17 protein-coding genes are annotated in these 22,893 nt (G+C 57.1%); 9 read left to right on the top strand and 8 right to left on the bottom strand.

Annotation, left to right across the window (positions count from 1 at the left end):
- Positions 1–145 precede the first annotated feature (145 nt).
- The 4 genes from H7F20_RS05685 (at position 146) to H7F20_RS05670 (ending at position 3,889) form a co-directional block, all read left to right on the top strand.
- A complete protein-coding gene (locus H7F20_RS05685) occupies positions 146–1,450 on the top strand; it encodes an OmpP1/FadL family transporter (protein ID WP_185785142.1) in 1,305 nt (434 codons plus the stop codon).
- Between the two features lie 171 nt (positions 1,451–1,621).
- A complete protein-coding gene (locus tag H7F20_RS05680) occupies positions 1,622–2,257 on the top strand; it encodes a vancomycin high temperature exclusion protein (protein WP_185785141.1) in 636 nt (211 codons plus the stop codon).
- Positions 2,258–2,301: 44 nt separating this feature from the next.
- Positions 2,302–3,552, top strand: a complete 1,251-nt coding sequence (locus tag H7F20_RS05675; RefSeq protein ID WP_185785140.1) for an NRAMP family divalent metal transporter — start codon at positions 2,302–2,304, stop codon at positions 3,550–3,552.
- Between the two features lie 145 nt (positions 3,553–3,697).
- Positions 3,698–3,889: a hypothetical protein gene (locus H7F20_RS05670; protein WP_185785139.1), complete on the top strand. Its 192-nt coding sequence runs from the start codon at positions 3,698–3,700 to the stop codon at positions 3,887–3,889.
- Position 3,890: 1 nt separating this feature from the next.
- Here H7F20_RS05670 and H7F20_RS05665 read toward each other — a convergent pair whose 3' ends face one another.
- From H7F20_RS05665 to H7F20_RS05635, 7 genes are all read right to left on the bottom strand, one after another.
- Positions 3,891–5,816: an OmpA family protein gene (locus tag H7F20_RS05665; protein WP_185785138.1), complete on the bottom strand. Its 1,926-nt coding sequence runs from the start codon at positions 5,814–5,816 to the stop codon at positions 3,891–3,893.
- A gap of 9 nt (positions 5,817–5,825) precedes the next feature.
- Positions 5,826–6,821 carry a type IX secretion system membrane protein PorP/SprF gene (locus tag H7F20_RS05660; RefSeq protein ID WP_185785137.1) on the bottom strand — a complete coding sequence of 332 codons (996 nt, stop codon included), beginning with the start codon at positions 6,819–6,821 and terminating at the stop codon, positions 5,826–5,828.
- A gap of 1 nt (position 6,822) precedes the next feature.
- On the bottom strand, positions 6,823–11,592 hold the full coding sequence (locus tag H7F20_RS05655) for a Calx-beta domain-containing protein (protein WP_185785136.1): 4,770 nt from the start codon (positions 11,590–11,592) through the stop codon (positions 6,823–6,825).
- Between the two features lie 145 nt (positions 11,593–11,737).
- Positions 11,738–12,625 (bottom strand): ACP S-malonyltransferase, encoded by an 888-nt coding sequence (gene fabD, locus H7F20_RS05650; protein WP_185785135.1) that lies wholly within the window; start codon positions 12,623–12,625, stop codon positions 11,738–11,740.
- An 80-nt stretch (positions 12,626–12,705) separates the two neighbouring features.
- Positions 12,706–13,233: a gamma carbonic anhydrase family protein gene (locus H7F20_RS05645; RefSeq protein ID WP_185785134.1), complete on the bottom strand. Its 528-nt coding sequence runs from the start codon at positions 13,231–13,233 to the stop codon at positions 12,706–12,708.
- Between the two features lie 78 nt (positions 13,234–13,311).
- The gene (locus H7F20_RS05640; RefSeq protein ID WP_185785133.1) at positions 13,312–14,040 is read right to left on the bottom strand and encodes a LytTR family DNA-binding domain-containing protein; all 729 of its coding nucleotides are present in this window, start codon (positions 14,038–14,040) and stop codon (positions 13,312–13,314) included.
- A 1-nt stretch (position 14,041) separates the two neighbouring features.
- Positions 14,042–16,000 carry a histidine kinase gene (locus H7F20_RS05635; RefSeq protein ID WP_185785132.1) on the bottom strand — a complete coding sequence of 653 codons (1,959 nt, stop codon included), beginning with the start codon at positions 15,998–16,000 and terminating at the stop codon, positions 14,042–14,044.
- 202 nt (positions 16,001–16,202) lie between these two features.
- Here H7F20_RS05635 and H7F20_RS05630 point away from each other — a divergent pair, with 202 nt between their 5' ends.
- Complete coding sequence (locus tag H7F20_RS05630; protein WP_185785131.1) at positions 16,203–17,360, top strand: VWA domain-containing protein; 1,158 nt, start codon at positions 16,203–16,205, stop codon at positions 17,358–17,360.
- 109 nt (positions 17,361–17,469) lie between these two features.
- Here the strand turns inward: H7F20_RS05630 and H7F20_RS05625 are convergent, their stop codons facing one another.
- Positions 17,470–18,495, bottom strand: a complete 1,026-nt coding sequence (locus H7F20_RS05625) for a type IX secretion system membrane protein PorP/SprF (protein ID WP_185785130.1) — start codon at positions 18,493–18,495, stop codon at positions 17,470–17,472.
- A 121-nt stretch (positions 18,496–18,616) separates the two neighbouring features.
- Between H7F20_RS05625 and H7F20_RS05620 the strand changes: the two genes are divergently transcribed.
- From H7F20_RS05620 to H7F20_RS05605, 4 genes are all read left to right on the top strand, one after another.
- Positions 18,617–19,519 (top strand): NifU family protein, encoded by a 903-nt coding sequence (locus H7F20_RS05620; RefSeq protein ID WP_185785129.1) that lies wholly within the window; start codon positions 18,617–18,619, stop codon positions 19,517–19,519.
- Positions 19,520–19,587: 68 nt separating this feature from the next.
- Entirely contained in the window at positions 19,588–19,788 is a 201-nt protein-coding gene (locus tag H7F20_RS05615) for a dodecin family protein (RefSeq protein ID WP_185785128.1), read from the top strand.
- Positions 19,789–19,905: 117 nt separating this feature from the next.
- Positions 19,906–21,951: a thioredoxin domain-containing protein gene (locus H7F20_RS05610; protein ID WP_185785127.1), complete on the top strand. Its 2,046-nt coding sequence runs from the start codon at positions 19,906–19,908 to the stop codon at positions 21,949–21,951.
- 86 nt (positions 21,952–22,037) lie between these two features.
- A complete protein-coding gene (locus H7F20_RS05605) occupies positions 22,038–22,862 on the top strand; it encodes a mechanosensitive ion channel family protein (RefSeq protein WP_185785126.1) in 825 nt (274 codons plus the stop codon).
- The last annotated feature ends 31 nt before the right edge of the window (positions 22,863–22,893 follow it).

The following is a 22,893-nucleotide window of genomic DNA, read 5'->3' as shown; positions in this document are numbered from 1 at the left end:
ATAGGGGTTTTTCCAATGACCTTTATCATAATTCCCCCTGTTTTTGGGACGTAACTTGTACCTGTTAATCAAACCTGCCAATTTCCAACAGCCACCCTGCCCGGTGGTTCCGCTGCTTCTTGGCAACTAATAAAATTCAGAAGCGATGAAAATTTTAAGCACCTATTTACTGGTATTTTGCTGTGTGCCCTTTGCATTCTCCCAGGCGGGACACATCATGCAGGGCGTCGGGGCCGTCAACATGTCCATGGGGGGCGCTGCCACGGCACAACCCATTGATATCTCAGGGGCCATGCACTGGAACCCGGCATCCCTGACCGCTTTTGACCACGCCCAGCTGCGGGCAGACATCGGGTTGTTCTTCTCCTCCCCGGAGCTCCGCTCTACCGTACCCGAAACGGACGGCAACGGTCAACCCACGGGAAACTTTTTCAGCGGGGTTACCGAGGATGACCGGGGGGTATCCCCCCTGCCTGCCATTGCCTTTGTCACCGGGGCCGGGGAGAGCAAACACCATTTTGGTTTTTCTGCCTTCGGAATCAGCGGCTTCGGGGTGACCTTCCCGGAAAGCACGACCAACCCGATCAACATGCCCCAGAGCATGGGCGGGTTTGGCCGGGTGGAATCCGATTACAGCCTGTTGCAGTTTGGGGTGACCTATGCCTATGAAATCAACCCTGAATTTTCCGTGGGCATCCAACCCAACTTCAACTATGCCAGCCTGGAACTCTGGCCCAACCCAACCGCCAACCCGACCCAGGCGGGTTATCCGAGTACCGACAAGGCCTCCGCTTTTGGGTTCGGTGCCCAGTTCGGCCTCTTTTACGATAGCGGAAAGGGGTTCAAGGCAGGTACCTCCTATAAAACCACCCAGCGCTTCGGGGAATTTGAACTGGATAACACCTACCTGGATGGCAGCCAGGCCACCTCGACCTTCACCATCGACTACCCGGCCATCTGGTCGCTGGGGCTCGGATATTCCCTGGGGTATTTTGACCTGGCCCTGGACTACCGCCTGGTCAACTATGAAAATACGGAAGGTTTCAAAGCCAGGGGCTGGACACCCAACGCCACCGTGGCGGGCTTTGGATGGGACAATGTGAATATCATATCTGCGGGGATGCAGTACAAGCGCTTCCACAAGGTGCCCATCCGCCTGGGGTACACCTACAGCTCCAACCCGATTTCGTCGGAAATGGCCTTTTTCAACATCCCGTCCACCGCTATCATCAAGAATGCCTTCCAACTGGGGGTTGGGGTTTCGGCCGGGGAACACTTCCAGATCGACGGGGTCTTCCACTTCGGGTTCAGCGGGGATGCAACGGCCGGCCCGGTCTACAGCCCGCAACTAATCGGGGATATCCCGCCTTACGGGGCTGTCCCGGGCAGCGAGGTGTCCTATGAAATGACGACTTCCATGCTGATGGTTGGCGCCCAGTACCGCTGGTAGGTGCTCCGTAACGCCGGTAGGCGCGCAAGTGCCCTCTCGCCCATAGTGCAACTGCCACCCAAATTATTTTATTCGCCCCCGGTTCCCGCCGGGGGTATTTTTTGCACCCTTTTGCAGCGGCCGATCCGGGTATGTACCTAATTATGTACCTTTAATCCAAGAGAACCGGCTATGAAAAAGAAGTGGCTCAAGCGCCTCCTGCCGATCCTGGCGGTGCCCGTCCTGGTGATCGTTACCTGCAATGCCATTATCGAATATGCATCCGACGGGATGCTGTATTCGGACCCGGAAAGCATCCCCCCTACTAAAGTGGGCCTGGTGCTGGGTACGGCCCGACACCGGGTGGAAGGGGGAATGAACCCTTTCTACCGGTACCGGATCGAAGCGACCCTGGCGCTGTTCCGGGCCGGGAAGATCGCCTATGTCCTGGTCAGCGGCGACAATGGCAGCATCTACTACAACGAGCCGGACACCATCAAAAAGGATCTGATAGCGGGCGGCATCCCGGCCGAGCGGATTTTCCTCGATTATGCAGGGTTCCGCACCCTGGACTCGATGGTCCGGGCCAAGGTCGTGTTCGGGCTGGATTCGGTTACGGTGATTTCCCAGGAATTCCACAACAAGAGGGCGCTGTATATCGCCCGACAGAAAGGGTTGCACGCCCAGGGGTTCAATGCCCGTGGCGTCGGTGGGTCCTCCGGCATCAAGATGGAGGTACGGGAATACTTTGCCCGGGTAAAGGTCTTCCTGGACCTGGTTTTCAATACACAGCCGCGGTTTTACGGCAACCGGATCAATATTGAATAACGGGGCGAATTCGTACATTAGGCGCAACCGACGAAACACCTTCCATGAGCCGATTCAAGACGCTTTTGAAAAACCTGGGGCCCGGGCTCTTGTTCGCCAGCATGGCCATAGGCACCTCCCACCTGGTGCTTTCCACCAAGGCAGGCGCCACCTACGGCTGGATCATGGCCGTCCCCATCCTGCTGGCAAACCTCTTTAAATATCCATTCTTTGAGTACGGCATCCGCTATACCAACGTGACGGGCAGGAGCCTGGTGGAAGGCTATTCCCGTCGTGGAAAGGGCTGGATGTGGCTGTACGCTTTCATTACCCTGGTGACCACCTTTACCATCCTTGCCGCCCTGTACGTGGTAACCGCAGGCCTGCTATCCAACTTATTCGGCATCCGGGGCGTTTCCGTTTCCCTGATCGCCCTGGGGTTGTTTGCCTTTATCAGCATCGCCCTGATCATCGGGCGGTACAGCCTGCTGGAAACCACGCTGAAATTCGTGGTGACCATCCTGTTTGCGGCCCTGCTGGTGACCACGGTGATGGTGCTGTACAAACCGGCCGTTGCGGCGGTGGAAGGCTTTCAGCGCCCGCCCTTGCTGGACAGCGTTGGGGTGCTCTTTCTGATCAGCCTGATCGGCTGGATGCCCACGGCCGTGGAGGCCAGCAGCTGGATCAGTTTGTGGAGCCTGGAAAAGTACAAGGGAAAAGGGGGGAAACCCAGCCTGCGGGATGCGCTGCAGGAGTTCAATACGGGCTACATCACCACGGCCCTGCTCGCCGTGTTCTTCCTGATCATCGGCCACCGCACGCTCTACGGCACGGGCACGGAACTCAGCGGCAATGCCGTTACCTTTGCCGACCAGGTGGTGCAGTTGTTCACCACCCACATCGGCGACTGGGCCTATATCTTTATCGCCATTTCCGCCTTTGCCACCATGTTCAGCACCTGCATGACGGCCCACGACGCGATAGCCCGGGTGAGTATCGACGTGCTGGAATACCTGCGGCCGGATCGGAAGCGGTTTGGGGAGAAATGGCATTACGCCCTGGCCATCCTGGTACTGACAGGGGTGAATTACCTCGTGCTTACGGCATTCGGAGCCAACATGGGCAATCTGGTGGCTCTGGCAACCTTTATCTCTTTTGTAATGGCGCCCCTGGTGGGATACATGAACCTGAAGAATGTGACCAGCCCGGACATGCCCCAATCAGCAATGCCCGGTACGGGCCTTAAGGTACTCACCTATGCCGGGATCCTCTTCCTGTCCCTTTTTGCCGCTTACTACTGCTGGCTGATCCTCTAGGGCTGTCAGGCCCTTGATGGCAGTTAATCCGGGGGTTTCCGACAATTCGGTTTGACGTATCCGACGAACGGATCGGACCGGATCGGCAAACGGATTTGACTTGAACGGCCAATTTTACGATCTTTGCCCCAGAAAAAAAGAAACCATGAGACTCTTCAATGTTGCCCGCAAAACGCGCAACGAAGTTCGATTCACTCCCAAGATGGGGCGCCTGGACACCAAGGTGACCTATATCCGCAAACACCTTTTCGGCATCCCTTACCGAACCCTGCACAAGTACCGTCAAACGTATTACGGGGAGGTAAAGTCCTGCACGGACTGCCGCCTGGAGCGCTGATTCAGCGTTCTTCGTAGTTGGTCACAATGAGCGGGTACCGCTCGTTCTGCTTGTGCAGCACCTCGAGGCAATACACCCCGTCGGTGCAATTATTCAGGATCTGGCTCTCGCCCTTGCCCTCGGCGGCAACGATCCGATCTGCTGCAATACCATTTGATACCAGGTATTCGCGTATCGCCTCGGCCCGCTGCTGGGAGAGCGCCTGGTTGGTGGCAGAACTGCCTCGGCTGTCTGTATGCGCCTCGATCCGTATCCGTAGCTCCGGGAATTCCCTAAGGGCCTGCAGGGGCTCCTGCAGTCCGATCTGAACCGCATCCGTAAGGCGGCTGCTCCCGGTTTGAAAGTAAAATTTCTCCCCCCTCAATTCGTAATGGTCCCGCACCTGCCGGACCACTTCCTCCACCGGTTTGAGGATCACCTCCACGGGTTCCCCTTCTCCCAGTTGCACCTGCCCTTCCCCTCCAAGGACGGCTGCGGTAAACCGTTCCTTGTCGATGCTAAGCCGCGTATCCGCCTGCCAGGGAATCTCGATGCGGAAATTGCCGTCCCCCTGGGTATAGACTTCCCGCAACAGGCCGCCGGAAGCGTCCTGGAGCCGCACACGGGCCTTTTCCACCGCATCGCCGGTGGTAGCAAGCACCTGCCCGCTCACCACCAGGGTCCTCAGACCCGGTTTCTGGGATACGGTGAATCCGTAGAGGTCGTCACTTCCCACCCCGCCGGGCCGGTTGGAGGCAAAGTAACCCTGGTAGCCCCCGGTTGGGGAACTGCGGATCACAAAGCCGAATTCATCCTGGACGGAGTTGATTTCCGGACCGAGGTTGGCGGGTATGCTGAAGGTCCCGTCGGCCTGCATCTCCGATTTGAACACATCCATCCCCCCAAGGCCGTAAAAGACATCGGAGGAAAAATACAGGCTCCCATCCACCACAAAGGGGGCAATTTCATTTCCCGGGGTATTAATCCTCGGCCCGAGGTTAACGGGTGCCGACATAATAAGCCCCTGGTTGGTCACCACGTAATAGAGGTCCGTCCCCCCGTAGCCCTGCTGGAAGTCGGCCGCAAAATACAGCCGCTCGTTTTCGGCCTCGTAAAAGGGATAGTAAAATGAAATACTCGGGTCCCTGAGCAGGGTCTGGAAACTGCCATTGCGCTTGTTCAGGGCAATGGCCAGTGAATTCTTGCCATTCGCATCAAAGGTGAGGGCGCCCTCCGAAGCATTGGAACGGACGTAAAAAATCCCTTCCAGGGCCTCGCTGTAAAAGGGGGTCGCTTCATGGAATTTCAAAGGCGGGAGGGAATTCAGGGGCGCAACCGTGCCCAGTTGCCCGTCTGCCTGCAGGGGGGCCACGAAAATATCCGTATAGGCCTCCCCGGTCGGGAAATAGGTATCCTTTTCTTCCTGGGGCCTTGTGGAACTGAACAGCAACCGGTCGTCCCCATAAAAGGCGGGTGAGAAATCGGACTGGGGGGAGTTCCCCTTCAGCGCGAAGATCCGGAAATCCATTTGGTCCGATGCCGGGTTGTCGAGCAGCTCGTAATTAAAGGAGGCGTTTTCCAGCAACTCATTGGAAAGCTGGGAACTACGCGTGTTCAGGAAAGCCTGCACCCGTTCCTTCCCGGAGGTTTTGGAAAGGGCCTGCAGCATGATATTGAAATGGTGGTTGTCCAGGATGCTGTCCTTCCGGTAGAGTTCCACGTACTGATCGGCCGCTTCCTGGTACTGGCGTTGCCGGAAATAGGCCTCGGCCAGGTTGAGCTGCTGCCCGGGGCTGAGCGGCTGCTTACGGCCTTCCTTCACATATTCCGCAATGGCCGTCTTAAAATCATATTCAAAAAAGGCCTGGTCCGCCCTGGAGGATTTCTGGGCATGGCCCGCCAGGCTCACCAGGGCAAAAAGGATCAGTATGTGGTTTTTAAGTTTCATGTAATGCGCTTAGAAAAATCTCGGGCTGTCGATCTGCTTGCCCTTTTTCTTGCCTTTCCCGGAATCCGGGTCCCGGTCGGAACCTGAGCCCCTACCAAGATAAAATTTTACGATGATTTCGTGGGTGCCGCTGTTGTAACCGCCCAGGCCATTGGTGTTGTAATCATATCCATAACCCATAAACAGGTTGTCCGATACCTGGAACCCCGCCAGGCCGCTCACCGCATTGTCGAACCGGTAGGATGCCCCTGCGGTCACAACGTCGCTGATCAGGAAATTGGCCGACAGGTTGGCGTTCACCGGAGCCCCGGAGAGGTAATTTACCAAAAATGCCGGTTTGAATTTCAGGTTGTCCGACAGGTCGAAGACGTACCCCCCGATAAAGTTGAACTGCAGCTCGTCAGAGACGATTTGCGCCACCTCGTTGCTGTAAAGGGCATCGGTCAGGAAGTTGGGTACGGATACCCCCAGGTACCAGTTTTGCTGGTAGAGGAATACCCCGGCCCCGAGGGTGGGGTAGATCTCGTTGATGTTCTGGGCATCCAGGATGGGTTCCCCGGGGTTTTCAAAGGTCCCCTTGCTGAAGTCCGTATTCAGGAAGGTCCCTCCCGCATCCAGCCCAAAGGCCAGGAAGACGTCATAGGTAAACCGGACCTGGAAGGAATAGGAAACATCCACAAAGGTCTGGGAGGTGGGCCCCAGCTGGTCATTGACCGCATTGAATCCCAGGCCGTGCTTCCGGTTCCCAAGGGGTACGTTTGCGCCAAACCTCAGGGTCCGGGGCGCCCCCGGGATGTCGATCCACTGGGCCCGGTAGAGGAGGGAAAAGTCAGGATTTTCCACACTTCCCACATAGGCCGGGTTAAAGCTGCCGATGTTGTACATGTACTGGGTGTAGAGCGGCTCCCGCTGGGCGGACGCCGTCTGGACGGTCGCCAACAGGAAAAGCAGTACCCCCAGGGAGCGCACAATTAAACGGTGTATTCGGGTTTCTTGCTGCTGCATGTTATCGAATCAGTTGGATCCAGCCTTTGACCGTGACCTGTTCACCCCCGAATTCCGGCAATGTGCGGTATTCCAGGACATAAAAATACGTGCCCTCCGGGGCGGGCGAGCCGTTGTACTCCCCATCCCAGATCACATCCGTTACCAGGTTGGTTGCCTCCAGCATCTGCTGGCCGTAGCGATTGAATATTCGGATGGAGTATAAATCTATATAAGGTTCACGGACTCCGGTCAATTCGTTTTCCCGGGTGAGCTGGATTTTGAGCAGGTCATTGGTACCGTCTCCGTTGGGGGAGAACTGGTTGAACAGCGGTTCGCCCTGGTTGACATCCCCTACCACGACCAGTACCGAAGCCGAATTGTTGTCCGGGTTGGCATCGGAGACCGGGGTAATGATGGATGCGGTATTGGTAAATTCCCCCGGTTGGCGCACAAAGACCACGATGTTCAGTTCCACAGATGCTCCCGGCGCCAGGCTGGCGATGTTCCAGATACCTGTATCCGGGTTATAGGCGCCCGGGGGGAAGGCGCTTACCGGGAGGTTCGTGTGTTGCACGTATTCAAACCCGGTTACCGATTCCGGGTTGATGATATCTTCCACCTGGATGTCGGTAACCGTGGCATCTGTGGACAGGTTGGTGACCGTTACCACAAAGCGGATGCGGTCATCCACCAGCGGGTTAATCCTTGAATCGGAGACGCTGCCCCCGGTGATCTGCGCAAATTTGGTGATCTGCAGGTCCGCGCCTTCCGGCAGGACGATCTCCACCTCAACCGTACTCGCGTCATTGGCCGGGTTGCCGTCCAGGGGGCTGGAATCCAGGAGTTCGGCCGTATTCGTATACACCCCGGTATCGAGCACCGTTGCCGTGATTTCCAGGGTTTCGGCTCCCTCGGCAGCAATCAGCGGCACGGTCCAGATCCCGGTGGCGGAATCATAGGTTCCGGTACTGGCAGTGGCGCCCACAAAGCCGAAGCCGGTTTCCAAAAGGTCCCCCACCTGGATATCTGACACTTCGATTGCGGTCAGGTTGGTAAGGCTTATAGTAAAGACGACCTCCTGCCCGATAACGGCTTGGGGGCTGTCCACGGTTTTGGTTACGGCGAGGTCCACATCGCAGTTGCCTGCACTGGCGTTGGGGATACAGGGGTTAGTGTTGGCCGGATCTTGCTGGTCGTTGACCCCGTCGGCATCCGCATCCAGTACATTCGAATCCAGGGCATCGATGATCCCGTCCCCATCTTCGTCCAGCGGATTGGCTGTATCCGGGCCTACTTCGGTGCCATCGTCAATCCCGTCCCCATCGGAGTCCGGGTTGTTCGGGTCCGTCTCCAGGGTGGCTTCGAGCCCGTCCAGGAGCCCGTCCCCGTCTGTGTCCACATCGCAATCCGTCACGGTGATGCTGATGATCTCCGAATCATTTGTACAGGGCGCCTGGGCACCTGTAGTTGTAAAGACAAAGGTATAGGTGCCCGCCGGGAGGCCCTCAAAATCCACAAGGTTACCAGGTTCAATAACTACCTCTCCATTAGAAGGATCGTCTCCAACCAACCAGTTTCCGGCATCTTCCCCAACGAGGCGGTCATCCAGGTCCCGGATGGTAGGCCCGTTGGCTGCCACGGAACAGGCCGAAGCATTCGAAGGTGTGCCTGCTGTAACAATGGGTGCCACAAAAGCTATCACTTCCTCCCGTGCGGAGCTGCAGCCGTTGGCAAAGGCCTCCACAAAGAATGAAGTGGTTGCCGACAGGCTGGGGGTATAGGTTTCCCCCGTGAATACCAGGTTCCCACCTGTGGGGGCATCATACCAGTTGATGTCCGGGCTGTTCGCGGAATCCGGGATATTTCCGGTAGCCGTAAGGGTAACAACGCCAGGTCCGCAGCGTTCATCTCCGGAAATACCATCCAGCAGAGGTGTTGCATTCCTGACAAGCGTAAGGGTCAACAACGGGCTTGCACAACCGTTGGCGGCGTCATAATAGAAGGCATAATAGGTCCCCGCAACCGGTGCGGCAACCTGGGCGGCATTCAGGTGGTTGGCCACCACCAGGGGGTCGATGTTCTGGCTGAAGGTGAGCGTGGTCCCCGCCGGTGGGTTACTGATCACGAAATCAGTGAGTGGAGGAATGACTTCACCCGTACAAAAATTGGTAGCCTGATCCGCCTCCAATCCAGGGGCATTATCTCCTGCGTCGCACTGGTCGTCGTTCTGGATAGTCCCGATGGCCGTATTGTCGCCGGGGTCGGCATTATTGATATTGTTTATCTCCACAGTAAAGGTCTCGGCCGGCTCCAGGTCAGTATCCCCATTGACGCTCACCGAGATGGTAGTGCTGGTCGCCCCGGCCGGTATAGTGCCGGTTCCATTGCTTACTGTGACATAATCGACTCCCGCAGTGGCCGGATTGGCCCCGCTGGGGGAGGTATCAAATTCAAAATCGATTTGCTGAAGGGCAATGGCACCGTCATCGACCGTAACGGTAAACACAAAGTTGGTGGTCCCAGTATTCCCTTCGTTCTGTGTGAGATCGGCGATGCTGATGCTGTTGTTGTCGTCGTTGAGGATGGTGCCGGTTCCCGTACCCTGTGCGATGGTACCCCCCTGCGGATTGGACAGGATCACCGAAAAGGTCTCGTTTGCCTCTGCCTTGTTGTCCCCGAGTACCGTAACCGGGATGATCACGCTGGACTGTCCCTCTGCCAGCTGACCTCCAATATTGGTCAGGCCCAGGTAATCCCCGTCCGCCACGGTTGCCGTACCGTTCTGGGTGCTGTATGTAAAGTTGATATCCTGAAGGGCATTACCTCCCCCGGAAATACTCACCTGGAACGAAAAGGTGTTATTCCCTGAATTTCCTTCGTCCCTGGAAACGTTGCTGATCACCAGCCCCTGCTGGTCGTCATTTACGATAGTCCCGGTGCCCGTATCGGTGGCACCGATTACGGCACCCGTCGAGGGCTGGTCAATATCAACGGTAAAGGTCTCGTTGGGTTCGGGGATGTTGTCGGCAATCACACTCACCGGGACCGTTACGCTGTTGGAGCCTGCGGGGATGGTAAAGATCTGGTCCTGGATACGGGTGTAATCCCCCGGTTGGCTCGCTGTCCCGTCGCTCGTATTCACCCGGAAACTAAGGTTTTGGAAAGCATTGGTCCCGCCCTGTATGGAAACCGTAAAATTGAATGGCGTTGTGCCGCCGCCGGAGCCTTCCGCCTGGCTGACGTTGTTGATTACGAGTACCTGGTTGTCATCGTTGGTTATCGTACCCGTGCCTGTCCCATCGTTGATAGTCGCATTCGACGGGTTGCTGAGGACCACGGAAAAGGTCTCGTTGGGTTCCGGGGTGGTGTCCCCATTGACAACAACGGTGACCTGGGTGCTGTTGGACCCGCTGTTGATGGTTCCTGAGACACCGGTTAGGGCCACATAGTCATTGTTGGCAACGGTCGCCGTACCGTTGGCTGTGTTGATGGTAAACCCGATGTTTGCAAGGGCATCGCCGCCCCCGTCCACACTGACGGTAAAGTTGAAGTTCTTGGTTCCGCCATTCCCCTCTGTGGTACTCACATCATTGATGCTGATGGTCTGGCTGTCGTCGTTTTCTATGGTACCCGTACCCGTGTCGGCCGCGCCGATTGCTGCACCGGTGGTGGGGTTGTCGATCTGGACTGAGAAGGTCTCATTGAGTTCCGGATCGCCGTCTGCAACCACACTGACCGGGACGGTCACGCTGTTCTGCCCGGCAGGGATGGTAAAAACCTGGTTCTGGATGCGGATGTAATCCCCAGGCTGGCTCGCTGAACCGTTGCTCGTATTCACCCGGAAACTGAGATCCTGGAAGGCATTGGTCCCGCCCTGGATGGAAACTGTAAAACCAAATGCCGTGGTACCGCCCCCGGAACCTTCGGCCTGGCTGACATTATTGATTACGAGAACCTGGTCGTCATCGTTTAAAATGGTGTAAGTTGTTGAAGTAATTCCTCCCAGGCTTGCATCACCGGTAGGCGCACTCAACCCCAGGGTGATGGTTTCGGAAATTTCCGGTGTGGGATCGTTGACGATTGACAGGTTCGGGATTGCAATATCCGTGGTTGCCGTGCCATCATATACCCCCGCAGGGATGTTCACTACCTGGGGGGAAGTAAAATTGTAATCCGTACCCCCGCCAGTGGCAGATCCCCCTGTTGCCGAAACCGTTACTGTGGTAGCCGCAGCAACAGTACCTGTAATAAACAGCGTCGGCAGGCTTGCATTGGTCGATTCCAGCCCCGAGGCGGAAGCTGACGAAAAGGAGACCGTTACGGTGTCGTCATTGGTAATCGTATAAGTTGTGCTGGTTGGCGCCGTCAAGGAGGCATCCCCCGTGGGCAGGCTCAGGCCCAGTACGATTGTTTCGTCCCCCTCCACAATGGCATCATTTACGATCGACAGGGTTGGAATCGGAATATCGGTTCCCGTTGTCCCGTCGTAAACGCCTGCCGGTATGGTTACTTCCTGTGGTGACGTGAAATTGTAATCCGATCCCCCACCGACTGCTGTTCCACCAGTAACGGAGACCGTAACGGTGGTGGCCAGGGTGATTGTGCCATCGACAAAAAGGGTTGGCAGGTTTGCATTAGTAGCTTCCGGGCCCGAGGCCGAAGCGGAAGAAAAGGATACCGTTGCCTGGCCAGTCGCACTAAAAATAGGCAATAGCAGTAAAATCCACAGGAACTGCCGGCCAGCCCGGGAAAAAAACGGGGATTTTGAAGTATTGAGACTCTGATTCATAGCGTACGCCAATGTTAAGCGTCTGGTGTTCAGGCTGAAGCCATTTGCCTCAAGGCCATTAAGGTTGGGGTTCAATATTAGTGAAAAAAGGGGTGTCCGGCCAATTTAGCAGTCAAAATAACCCATTTCCGGGTTGAAAACAACCTCATCCGGGAAGATGGGCGGAATCGGCATCAACGCCGGGCTCGATCTTTTTGACCAGGCCCTGCAGTACCTTGCCGGGGCCCACCTCTACAAACTCCGTGGCCCCGTCTGCGACCATCTGGCGCACGCTTTGTGTCCACCGGACGGGAGCCGTCAGCTGGGCGATCAGGTTTTTGCGGATCTCGGCCACATCGGTAACCGCAGTAGCCGTTACATTCTGATAAATCGGGCATTGGGGGGTCGCAAATTTGGCCCGTTCGATGGCCGCGGCAAGTTCTTCCCGAGCGGGTTCCATCAGGGGGGAATGGAAAGCTCCACCAACCGGAAGGACCAGGGCACGGCGCGCCCCGGCTTCCTTGAGAAGTTCGCAGGCCTTTTCCACAGCGGGGACTTCCCCCGAAATCACCAATTGGCCCGGGCAATTGTAATTGGCAGCCACAACGGTACCGGCAACTTTGGCACAAACCTCCTCCACCACGGCGTCCTCCAGGCCCAGTACGGCGGCCATGGTACTCGGCTTCAATTCACAGGCCTTCTGCATCGCCTGGGCGCGCTGTGATACCAGCTTGAGTCCCTCGTCGAAAGAAAGGGTGTGGTTTGCCACCAGGGCAGAAAACTCGCCCAGGGAATGGCCCGCCACCATGTCGGGGGCAAAGGCATCCCCCAGGACGCGGCTCAGGATGACGGAGTGCAGGAAGATGGCCGGCTGGGTAACTTCGGTCCTTTTCAGGTCCTCGGCCGACCCGCCGAACATGATTTCGGTGATGGAAAAGCCGAGGATATCGTTTGCCTGTTCAAAAAGTACCTGTGCCTGGGGAAAGGCATCATACAGGTCCTTCCCCATCCCGGTAAACTGGGCACCCTGCCCGGGAAATACATATGCTTTCATATTAGTGGCGGTTCAATTGCCACAAATGTACACATTTTTCAAGCCTGCACAGGTCCTGGCCAGCAGGTTGCAAGGCCATATTACTCCCCTCCCCCATCCTTGAACCAGCCCGAATAGCGTATGTAAGCCTTCGCAATCCGCTCTATCTCCCCGGTGCGCAACTCCGGGCGTACCTCCCCGATCTTCCGGGCGGGCACCCCGGCAAAAATGGAGCCTTCCGGCACCACGGTCCCCTGGGGAACCACGGCACCTGCCGCGATGATGCTGTACGAACCCACGTCGCAGTGGTCCATGACGATGCTACCCATGCCGATGAGCACATTGTCCCGGACAGTGCACCCGTGGACGATGGCATTGTGGCCGATGGACACATTGTCGCCGATCTGCGTGGCGGCCTTTTCAAAGGTACAGTGGATCACCGCCCCGTCCTGCACGTTGACCTGGTGGCCCATCCGGATGGAATTCACATCCCCGCGTACCACCGCATTGAACCAGACACTGCAGCGATCCCCCATGACCACATCGCCAACCACCACCGCGTTGTCTGCCAGGTAGCAATCCTCACCTATCTGGGGGGCCTTCCCCCGAACGCTTTTTACGATACTCATCCTATGGATTTTGATGCCCGGGAACCAGCTGCTCCTGCGGGCAGGTTTCGTGTCAATATACTCCTATTCGGAATACTCCTATTCAAAGAATTCCAGCAACTGCTTTTTCCGGGAAGGGGCCACGGCGATTTCCTTCCCGGATGCCAATACCACGCTCCCCCCCTTTCCTTTCCTGTACCGCACGATTTCCGCCACATTGACCAGGTAGGATTTGTGCACGCGGGCAAAGGCGAATTCCTTCAGGGTATCCTCAAAGTATTTCAGGGTTTTGCTGACCAGCAGCTTGCCATCCTTGAGGAAGATCTGCGTGTAGTTGTCATCGGCCTGGCAATACTGTATATCGGCGACTTCGAGCACCTGGAACCCGTCCAGCTGGGGGATGGTGATCTTGCCGGCCACCGCCTGCACCCCCTGCAGCACCCGGTTGTCCAGCCGGGCCTCCTTCCCCTTGATTTCCCGCACGTAATCCACGGCAGCCACCAGGGCATCGATGGATATCGGTTTCATCAGATAGTAGGCCGCATGGCTGTTGAGCGCATCCATCGCATACTGCTGGTAGGCCGTCACAAAAACGGTTTCAAAGTTCCGTTCCGGGACCTGTTCCAACAGGTCAAACGCATTGCCAAAGGGCATTTCAACGTCCAGGAAGACCAGGTCGGGTTGTTGGCTGCGCAGGAGCTCCAGGCCTTCGTTGACATTGGCCGCTTCGCCCAGAATACGCACTGTATCACAGTATTTGCTAAGGTAGGTCCTCAGGATCTCCCGGCTCTGGGCCTCGTCGTCTATCAGTACCGCCGTTATTTCCATATTATTCGCTTCTTAGATTTAGTACCACCCGCGTGCCGCTGCCATCGGGGTTCAGGTCGTAAACCGATACCGTGATCCGGTCCCCGTACATCTGATTCAGGATTTCGATCCGCTTGCGGATATTCCCCATCCCCCTGGATTTCTGTTGCTGCTGGTTTTTCGTCTTCAGGGCCGCCGATCGTTTCCGACCCACCCCGTTGTCCGAGATGGTGATGCTGATGGCCTTTGCGTTGAGCGGCCGGATGGCCACTTTCAAAAACCCCTTCTCCTCCTTGTACCGCAGGCCGTGCCAAACGGCGTTCTCCAGGTAGGGCTGCAGGAGCATGGGGGGGATGCGATACGCCTCCGGGTCCACCTCCGGGTCCACTTCGATCCGGTATTCGAATTTGTCCGGGAACCGGTCGTGTTCCAGTTTCAGGTAGAGTTCCAGGAGTTCGATTTCTTCGCTCAGCGGGATAAAGTCCTTCTCGGAGTTTTCCAGGACCGTGCGCATGAGCAGGGAAAAATCACTGAGGTAGCGGTTGGCGCTGCGCTCGTCGTTGCGGGCGATGTAGTTATTGACCGAATTCAGCGCATTGAAGATAAAATGGGGGTTCATCTGGGATCGCAACCCCTTGAGGGCCAGCAGGTGGTTGGCCAGTTCCTTCTGCCGGTTGCTCCGGTAATAGAAAAAGGCGGCCAGGGCGGTAAGCAGCAACCCGAAAACCAGGGAATAAATGATGTACCGCTGCCGTTTGTTGATCTCCTGGGTCAGGCGCTGTTCGGCAAGGGCCAGGTCGTATTTGCTCTGGGAAAGCTGCCGCTCCTGCTCCAGGGTGCTGATGCGGTTCTGGCTGCTGGCCATCTCCCGGCTGAAGCGGGCTGCCCGGGAGAGCTCCTGTTCCTTGCGAACGTAGAGGGTATCGACGAGCGCCACGTAGTTCTGGTAGAGTTCCAGGGCCTTTTTATAATCGCCCCGGTTCCGGTAGACCTCGGACAGCCTGCGGGTGGCATCCTTTTCGACTTCCAGGTCGCCCCGTGAACTGGCCTCGGCAATACTCCGGGAAAGGAAGGGGATGGCCTCCTCCTGTTTGTCCTGCGCCAGGTAGGCATTTCCGATCTTGTAGCTGACCCCCTGGGCGGTGATGGAATCGGCCTCCGGGGCCTGCACCCCCTGTGGCAGCTCCTTTAACCGTTCCAGGCTTTGCTTCCGGAGTTCGATCTCCTCCGGAAAACGGCTGCGCTTGTTGTAAAAATCCGCCACCTTTTCACTTTCCTGCAGGGCCCGGGCCGGGTTCTGGGCCCTGGCCTGCTGGAGGGAATTCCCGTAATAGGCTTCAGCTTCCTGGGTGCGGTCGGCCCGGTCGTAGGCCTGTGCAATCTTTGAATTCAAATCCGGCACCTTGGGTGCGTTCTGGTTCTTATCCGCAATGGTCAGTGCCAGCTGGTAATAGGATACGGCCGTATTTACCTGCCCCAGCCCGCTGTAGGCATCCCCGAGGGTTTCACAGAGCTCCACCCGCTGGTCGGGCGCCAGGCCCGGGCGGTCCTCCTCGGGGACGAGGAGGTCTACGGCTTCCCGGAAGTCTTCATTGAGCACATAGACGCGGCCCAGCAACAACAGGGTGCGAAGCCGCCTGTCCGTCTCCAGGGCTTCCCGGTAGCTGTTGATCGCCAGGTCGTACTGGTTGTGGAACTGGTAGATCTCCCCCAGGGTGGTCAGGGATTGGGCGAGTTCCCGCCGGTTGCTGCGATCCCCCAGCAATTCCATGGAACGGGTGACAAAGTCCAGGCTCCTGCCGATATCCTGCCGCATACAGGCATTGGCCGAATCCAGGAGCTGCCGGTGCCGCCGGGCTAGCGGAGGTTGTTCCTGTTGCACTGCCCCCGCCGCCGAATCCTGAATGCCGAGCTGCTGCTGCCCGCGTAGCAGCGGGCAGGCCAGTAGAAAAAGTACCAGATGGAACAGGTGAGGGCGCATGGCAACGTTTGGATAAACTTAGTCCATTTATACCATACGAAAAAACGCCACAGCCCCTCGGAGACAGGCAAAAATCACGTTTTTTGCCGGTTGGCTAAAAGGGGCCGCATCCTGCCTAACCAAAAAGGTTGCCTGGCTCATTCCCGCTGGCAGGGTCATAAAGTTGCCTGTACATTGTACCCCGTACTACAAATCAATTGTTATGGAAGTCAAAAAGAAAATACGCCTGATGGCCCTTGTCCTTATGGCCCTCCCTTTCGCAGGGATGGGGGGGACGCCTCCTCTCCAGGATGCCGGTGTTAAAACAACCCCTGTCAAAACCCGTCCCAGGGTACAGATTGCCCTTTTGCTGGATACGAGCAACAGCATGGACGGGCTGATCAACCAGGCCAAGGCAACCCTCTGGGACCTGGTCAATGAATTCAGCTATGTACGCTGTCGCGAACGGCAGGTGCCGGACCTGGAAATCGCCCTGTACGAATACGGCAACGACGGCCTGTCGGCAGGGGAAGGTTTTATCCGCCAGGTACTTCCCTTCAGCCGGGACCTGGACGAGATCTCCCAACGCCTTTTTTCCCTGAGTACGAACGGGGGGGAGGAGTTTTGCGGGCAGGTCATACAATCGGCCATGCGTCAGCTTCAATGGAGTTCCAACTCCGGGGATCTGAAATTCATCTTCATTGCCGGAAACGAGCCCTTCAACCAGGGACGCATCCCCTATGAATCCGTACTGGAAAACGCAGCGGAGCAGGATGTGGTGGTCAACACCATCTTCTGCGGCGATTACCAGCTCGGGGTACGCACACTCTGGGCCGACGGGGCGCGCCGCGGCCGCGGGGACTATACCGCCATCGACCATAACCGGGCCATCGTCCATGTAAAAACCCCCTACGACGAAGTGATTATCCGCCTGAACCAACAACTGAACAAGACCTATATCGGCTATGGCCGGATGGGGGCTTCCCGGAAGCAGCAACAGGCTGCCCAGGATGCCAATGCCGCCGAAATGGAGGAGGCAGTCATGGTGGATCGCGCCGTCAGTAAAAGCTCCGCCTTCTACAGCAACGAGAGCTGGGACCTGGTGGATGCCCATGCCAGGGGTAAACTGGACCTCGCCGAGCTGGACCGGGAAGGATTGCCGGGGAATTTGCAGCAAATGGAAACCGGGGAATTGAAGGCGTACCTGGAGGCCCGGCGACAAGAGCGCAAGGCCATTCAGGAGGATATCCAAAAAGCGAATGCGAAACGCGCCGCCTACCTGTCCGAAAACAGGCCGGAGGCCGAAAGCGGGTTACAGGCAGCTCTGCTGAAGGCCGTCCGGAAACAGGCCGAACGCAAAGCCTTTACCTGGGTGCAGTAGCCGTGTTGGAAGGTGGGGTTGGTAAACGCCCGGCGGGCCGTTCAGTTCGGTGCCGGGCGTTTTGGTTTAAAACCGGCAGACTCCCCGGCTGGTTGGCAAAAAGGCGGATTCAATAATTAGCCGCCGGGCAATAACAGTCGAAGCGATCTTCCCTTTCGGGCCCGAAGTCGTACCCCAGGGTAATCTGGTGGAACCCGCCGCTGTCCAGGCGGATGTCCCCGGACTGGTAGGAATAGTTATAGGAGAACATAAAGCGGTTCACATTGACGCCGACTATGGGGGTGAACAACTGCAGCCGCTGCTCCCCGAAATTCCCGTTCTGAACAAATTGGGCCCCGTCAAAACTCCTTCGGTAGGACAGGCCGCCCCACAGGGTACCAAACCCGACATCCTTGTAGACCTTTGCGTTGATATCGATTGCCTTTTCCTGGGTAAACTCGGTGATCTGCAGCATGGTGGAGGGCTCCACCCGCCATTCGCCCCGTCCGAACACATGGCCCACCGAGAAGAGGTACCTCCTCAGGTTGTCGATGACCGGGACGTTGTCGGGGTCGGCGCGGCCGATCCGGTAGAGCTCCCTTTTGGTCTCCAGCAGGTTCAGGATGGTGACGTGGGCGTAAAAATCCATATAGGAATAGGACATGCCCAGGTCCAGGTTGAAATAGGTGGCGCTGATTTTGGCGCCTGTTACCGCCGGGTCGGGCACCACGGAGCGGAATTCGGTCTCGTCCAGGCTGCTTTGCAGGATGGTCGGGCTCATGCCGAATGAAAGCTGGTTGAGGACCCGGATATCACTGCCAAACTGGAGGTGGTGGGCATAGGTGAGCTTCAGGCCGGTCTGGGAATGGTACCCGTTGGCATCGTTGAACAGGATGGCCCCGAGGCCGCTGCGCGTTTCCGGGACGCGGTAATGCGCGTTGAGCGTTTGCATATTGGGTGCTTCGTCCACGCTGAACCATTGCTGGCGCGCCGTCAGGCGGATCTTGCCCCCCAGGCCGATTCCCGCCATGGACGGATGGATCAGGTAGTAGTTATCCGAGAGATAGTCAAAATAGACGGGGATTCCCTCCTGTGCCGAAAGCGACCAGGTCGCAGACGCAAAGCAGGCGACTAAACAAAGCAGGAATTTTCTCATCGAAAAGGGCTGGGGCTCAGGTTTTATATGCCTTTAAATATACTGTATAACGGTATAAAGCTGCTATTATTATATGAGCGAGTCCGGCCAAAATACCGTAATTTTGCACAAATTCAATACGATGGAAGAATATGTCATCACCCTGAAGGAAACCAACAATCCGGCCATCCTCAAGTTCGAGGCAAACCGGCCGCTGGTCCACAAGGGAAGCTACGAATACAAGAATATCGACGAGGCCAAGGACTCCCCCCTGGCCCAGCAATTGTTTTACCTGCCCTTTATCAAAACGGTATATATTTCCGGGAACTTCGTGGCGATGGAGCGATTTGACATCGTGGCATGGGACGATGTAAAGCAGGAGGTAGCCCAGCAACTGGTGGAGTACCTCAATGCCGGGGAACCGGTGGTGAACGAGCCCGAAAAGGGTTCCCGGGTGGCGGTTACCGTCTATGCGGAAGTGACGCCCAACCCCGCCGTCATGAAATACGTCGCCAACAAAAAACTGGTGCCGGACGTCTTTGAATTCAAGGACATCGACCAGGCAAAACACTCCCCCCTTGCGCGCAAGCTCTTCGGTTTTCCCTTTGTCAGGGAGGTTTTTATGGACCACAATTACATTTCGGTGACCAAATACGAAGTGGCCGAGTGGGAAGACGTCAGTATGGAACTGCGGGAATTCATCCGGGAATACCTTGCTTCTGGTGGGGAGGTACTGGAACCGGGTGCCGCGGCCGAAAGCAAATCCGTCGCCGGGATACCGGCGGGCGGGATGGACAACCTGGACCCGGTCTCGCAGGAAATCGCGAGCATCCTGGAGGAATACGTCAAGCCGGCCGTAGCCAGTGATGGGGGCAATATCGTTTTCCAGTCCTATGAGGCGGAGAGCAAAACCGTGCATGTGGTGCTTCAGGGAGCCTGCAGCGGTTGTCCCTCGTCGACCTTTACCCTGAAAAATGGGATTGAGACCATGCTGCGGAACATGCTGGGTGACAAGGTTTCGGACGTAGTCGCCATCAACGGTTAAACCTGCAAGGAACCTTTGGAATCCGGCCTTTATTTCTTACTTTAAGGGGAAACCCTAAAACAGAAATTATGGCAGTTTTAAAAGTAATAGAAGTACTGGCGAATTCCGATAAGAGTTGGGAAGACGCCGCACAGAAAGCCCTGGCCCAGGCCAACAAGTCGGTCCAAAACATCCGCTCCGTGTATATCAATGAACAAAGCTGCACGGTCAGGGACGGAAAGATCGAGAGCTACCGGGTAAACACCAAAATCACCTTCGAGGTCAAATAGCCGTCGAATACCTGAAATTCAGGGCGCCCTCCTCCAGGGGGCGCCTTTTTGTTCCAACTATTTATACCAACCCCTGAAAGCAGTGCCCCCGACCGGGGTGCACCCAACGCCTCATCCATGGAAAAAAACCCGCCCAACGAACTCATCCACGAGACCAGCCCGTACCTCCTGCAGCATGCCCATAACCCGGTCCGGTGGCTCCCCTGGAACGAAGCCACCCTGGAACGCGCCGTCAGGGAGGACAAACCGCTGCTGATCAGCATTGGCTATGCGGCCTGCCACTGGTGCCACGTCATGGAGCACGAGTGCTTCGAGGACCCGGGGGTGGCCGAGGTGATGAACACGCTTTTTATCCCGGTAAAGGTAGACCGGGAAGAACGTCCCGATGTGGACCAGATCTACATGGATGCGTTGCAGATCATGACCGGTTCGGGAGGCTGGCCGCTTAACGTGGCGGCCCTGCCGGACGGGAAGCCGTTCTGGGGTGCCACCTACCTGCCAAGGGACCGGTGGTTGCAGGCCCTGGAACAACTGGGAAGGATGTACCGGCAGGATCCCGGACGGATCCGGGAATACGCCTCCGACCTGAGTTCCGCCCTTTCCCGCATCAACCTGCCCGGGGCGGAACCTGGCACCGGCCTGCCCGGCACGGAACAGGTGACGGAGTGGGTCGCTTCCTGGAAGCCCCGTTTTGACCCCGAATACGGGGGGATGCAGGGCGCCCCCAAATTCATGATGCCGGTCACCCTGCAGGCGCTCATGCACCTGGACGCGGTCCGGGCCGATCCGGAAATTGCCGCGCATGTCCGGCTCAGCCTGCGCTCCATGGCCTATGGAGGGCTCTTTGACCACCTCGGCGGTGGGTTCTCCAGGTACTCCGTGGACAGCCGGTGGCATGTCCCCCATTTCGAAAAAATGCTTTACGACAATGCTCAGCTCCTCAGCCTCTACGCAAGGGCCTATGCGCACTACGGGGATCCGCTGTACCGGGAAACGGTTTCCCGGACCATCCGGTTCCTGGTCCGGGACCTCCGGGATCCCATGGGCGGGTTTTTTGCATCCCTGGATGCCGACAGCATCGACAGCAGCGGCCAGCTAGAGGAAGGTGCATATTACTGCTGGAAGAAAACCACCCTTCAGGAGGTCCTCGGGGTGGATTTTCCCCTGTTCGCCTCGGCCTATAACATCAATGACTTCGGTCACTGGGAAAACGGCAACTACGTGCTGATCCGCACCGAAGGCGAAGCGGACCTGGCCCGGCGCTTCGGTCTGACGGAAAACGCGGTCCGGGAAAAACTGGCTTCCTGCCGGGAGCGGCTGCTGACAATCCGGGACAAGCGGGAGCCCCCACGCCTGGACGACAAGGTCCTCACCTCCTGGAACGGCCTGTTGCTCGGCGGGCTGGCCGAAGCGTGGCGGTATACCGGCCTGGAGGAGGCCCGGGAAGCCGCCCTCGCCCTGGGCGCCTACCTGGCAGGCACCGTGACCCGGGAGGATGGCAGTGTCCCCCACAGCACCCGCGGGGGCGACGGAAAGGGCCACGGGTTCCTGGAGGATTACGCAGCCCTTGCGGAAGGCTATATCGCCCTGTACGGGGCCACGGGCGACCCCGCCTGGATGGAACGGGCGCAGGACCTGTGCAGCTATGCACTTGCGCATTTCGGCGACGAAGAAAACCCGGTGCTGTACTTCACTTCGGCCCTGGACCCGGCGCTGATCCGGAGAAGCCTGGAAACGGCCGATAATGTCATCCCCGCATCGAATTCCATCATGGCCAAAAACCTGTATTTGCTCGGAGGCTTCTTTGGCCGGTCCGAATGGAAAAACCGCTCCCGACAAATGCTCCGGGCGGTTGCCCCGTCCATGGAACGCTATGCTTCCCAATACGCCAACTGGATGCAACTGGCCCTGTGGATGGGTGAGCCCTTTTACGAGGTGGCGGTCTGCGGACCGGAAGCCGGTACACTTTCGGCCGGCCTGCTGGAAAAATACCTGCCCCAATGCCTGGTGGCACCAAGCGAGTCGGAATCCGGCCTCCCGCTTTTTAAAGGACGGTTTGACCCCGGGCAAACACGTATCTATATCTGCCGGGAAGGCAGCTGCAGGAGGCCCCTGGAAGATGCAGCCGAAGCCCTGAAGGAACTCAGGTCCTGGGCGGAGTAGATTAACAGATTTTTAAACTGGTAAAGTTGCCGATCCTGCCTAAATTTCTTATTATTTCCGCACGTTCAACCAATACGCACTATCCAATGGATCAACTAGGAGACTACAAAGAACATTTCGAAAAGGGCATCGAATGGTTCTGGGAATTTTTGCCCAGCGTGATAACCGCCATCCTGACGCTGGTTGTCGGGTTATGGGTTATCGGCTTTATCAACCGGATCGTCCGCCGGTTTTTTGAGAAAAAGGACTACGACCAGGCGCTGGAAACGTTTCTTCAGAGTTTTATCCGGATCGGGCTAAAGCTCCTGCTTTTTGTGCTGGTCATTACGCAACTCGGGGTTAAATCCTCCTCCCTGGTGGCCATCGTGGGTGCCGCGGGTCTTGCGGTGGGCCTGGCCCTGCAGGGGTCCCTCTCGAATTTTGCCGGGGGCGTACTCATCCTGATTTTCAAACCCTTCCGTGTCGGGGACTGGATTTCCGCACAGGGGGTGGACGGCACGGTAAAGGAGATCAACATCTTTACCACCAAGCTCAATACCTTCGGTAACCAGTTGGCCATTATCCCCAATGGCAAGCTGTCCAATGACAACATCGTGAACTACAGTGCCGAAGACACCCGCCGCGACAAGATCACCGTGGGCATCGGCTATGGGTCCAATATCAAGAAGGCCAAGGACATCCTGCTGGAGATCTGCGCGGAGGATGAGCGCATCCTCAAGGATCCGGCACCGGAGGTTTATGTAGGGGAACTCGCGGACAGCTCAGTGAACCTGAGCCTTCGTTTCTGGGCTAAAAACGCGGACTTCTGGGGCGCCCACTTCAACGTGATGGAAACCCTGAAGGCACGCTTCGACAAGGAAGGTATCGAAATCCCGTTCCCACAGCGCGATATCCACATGAAATCAAAGTAGGATTTACTTGCGTATCTCCTTGTTTTTTAGT

The organism is Robiginitalea sp. SC105 (genome assembly GCF_014243345.1).
Lineage (GTDB): Bacteria > Bacteroidota > Bacteroidia > Flavobacteriales > Flavobacteriaceae > Robiginitalea.
Note: the sequence above shows the minus strand (reverse complement) of the source record. Positions and strands in the feature narration are given on the sequence as shown.

Coding starts and splice junctions, on each gene's coding strand:
- H7F20_RS05685 (WP_185785142.1), top strand. CDS start 146: ATGAAAATTTTAAGCACCTATTTACTGGTATTTTGCTGTGTGCCCTTT.
- H7F20_RS05680 (WP_185785141.1), top strand. CDS start 1,622: ATGAAAAAGAAGTGGCTCAAGCGCCTCCTGCCGATCCTGGCGGTGCCC.
- H7F20_RS05675 (WP_185785140.1), top strand. CDS start 2,302: ATGAGCCGATTCAAGACGCTTTTGAAAAACCTGGGGCCCGGGCTCTTG.
- H7F20_RS05670 (WP_185785139.1), top strand. CDS start 3,698: ATGAGACTCTTCAATGTTGCCCGCAAAACGCGCAACGAAGTTCGATTC.
- H7F20_RS05665 (WP_185785138.1), bottom strand. CDS start 5,816: ATGAAACTTAAAAACCACATACTGATCCTTTTTGCCCTGGTGAGCCTG.
- H7F20_RS05660 (WP_185785137.1), bottom strand. CDS start 6,821: ATGCAGCAGCAAGAAACCCGAATACACCGTTTAATTGTGCGCTCCCTG.
- H7F20_RS05655 (WP_185785136.1), bottom strand. CDS start 11,592: ATGAATCAGAGTCTCAATACTTCAAAATCCCCGTTTTTTTCCCGGGCT.
- fabD (WP_185785135.1), bottom strand. CDS start 12,625: ATGAAAGCATATGTATTTCCCGGGCAGGGTGCCCAGTTTACCGGGATG.
- H7F20_RS05645 (WP_185785134.1), bottom strand. CDS start 13,233: ATGAGTATCGTAAAAAGCGTTCGGGGGAAGGCCCCCCAGATAGGTGAG.
- H7F20_RS05640 (WP_185785133.1), bottom strand. CDS start 14,040: ATGGAAATAACGGCGGTACTGATAGACGACGAGGCCCAGAGCCGGGAG.
- H7F20_RS05635 (WP_185785132.1), bottom strand. CDS start 16,000: ATGCGCCCTCACCTGTTCCATCTGGTACTTTTTCTACTGGCCTGCCCG.
- H7F20_RS05630 (WP_185785131.1), top strand. CDS start 16,203: ATGGAAGTCAAAAAGAAAATACGCCTGATGGCCCTTGTCCTTATGGCC.
- H7F20_RS05625 (WP_185785130.1), bottom strand. CDS start 18,495: ATGAGAAAATTCCTGCTTTGTTTAGTCGCCTGCTTTGCGTCTGCGACC.
- H7F20_RS05620 (WP_185785129.1), top strand. CDS start 18,617: ATGGAAGAATATGTCATCACCCTGAAGGAAACCAACAATCCGGCCATC.
- H7F20_RS05615 (WP_185785128.1), top strand. CDS start 19,588: ATGGCAGTTTTAAAAGTAATAGAAGTACTGGCGAATTCCGATAAGAGT.
- H7F20_RS05610 (WP_185785127.1), top strand. CDS start 19,906: ATGGAAAAAAACCCGCCCAACGAACTCATCCACGAGACCAGCCCGTAC.
- H7F20_RS05605 (WP_185785126.1), top strand. CDS start 22,038: ATGGATCAACTAGGAGACTACAAAGAACATTTCGAAAAGGGCATCGAA.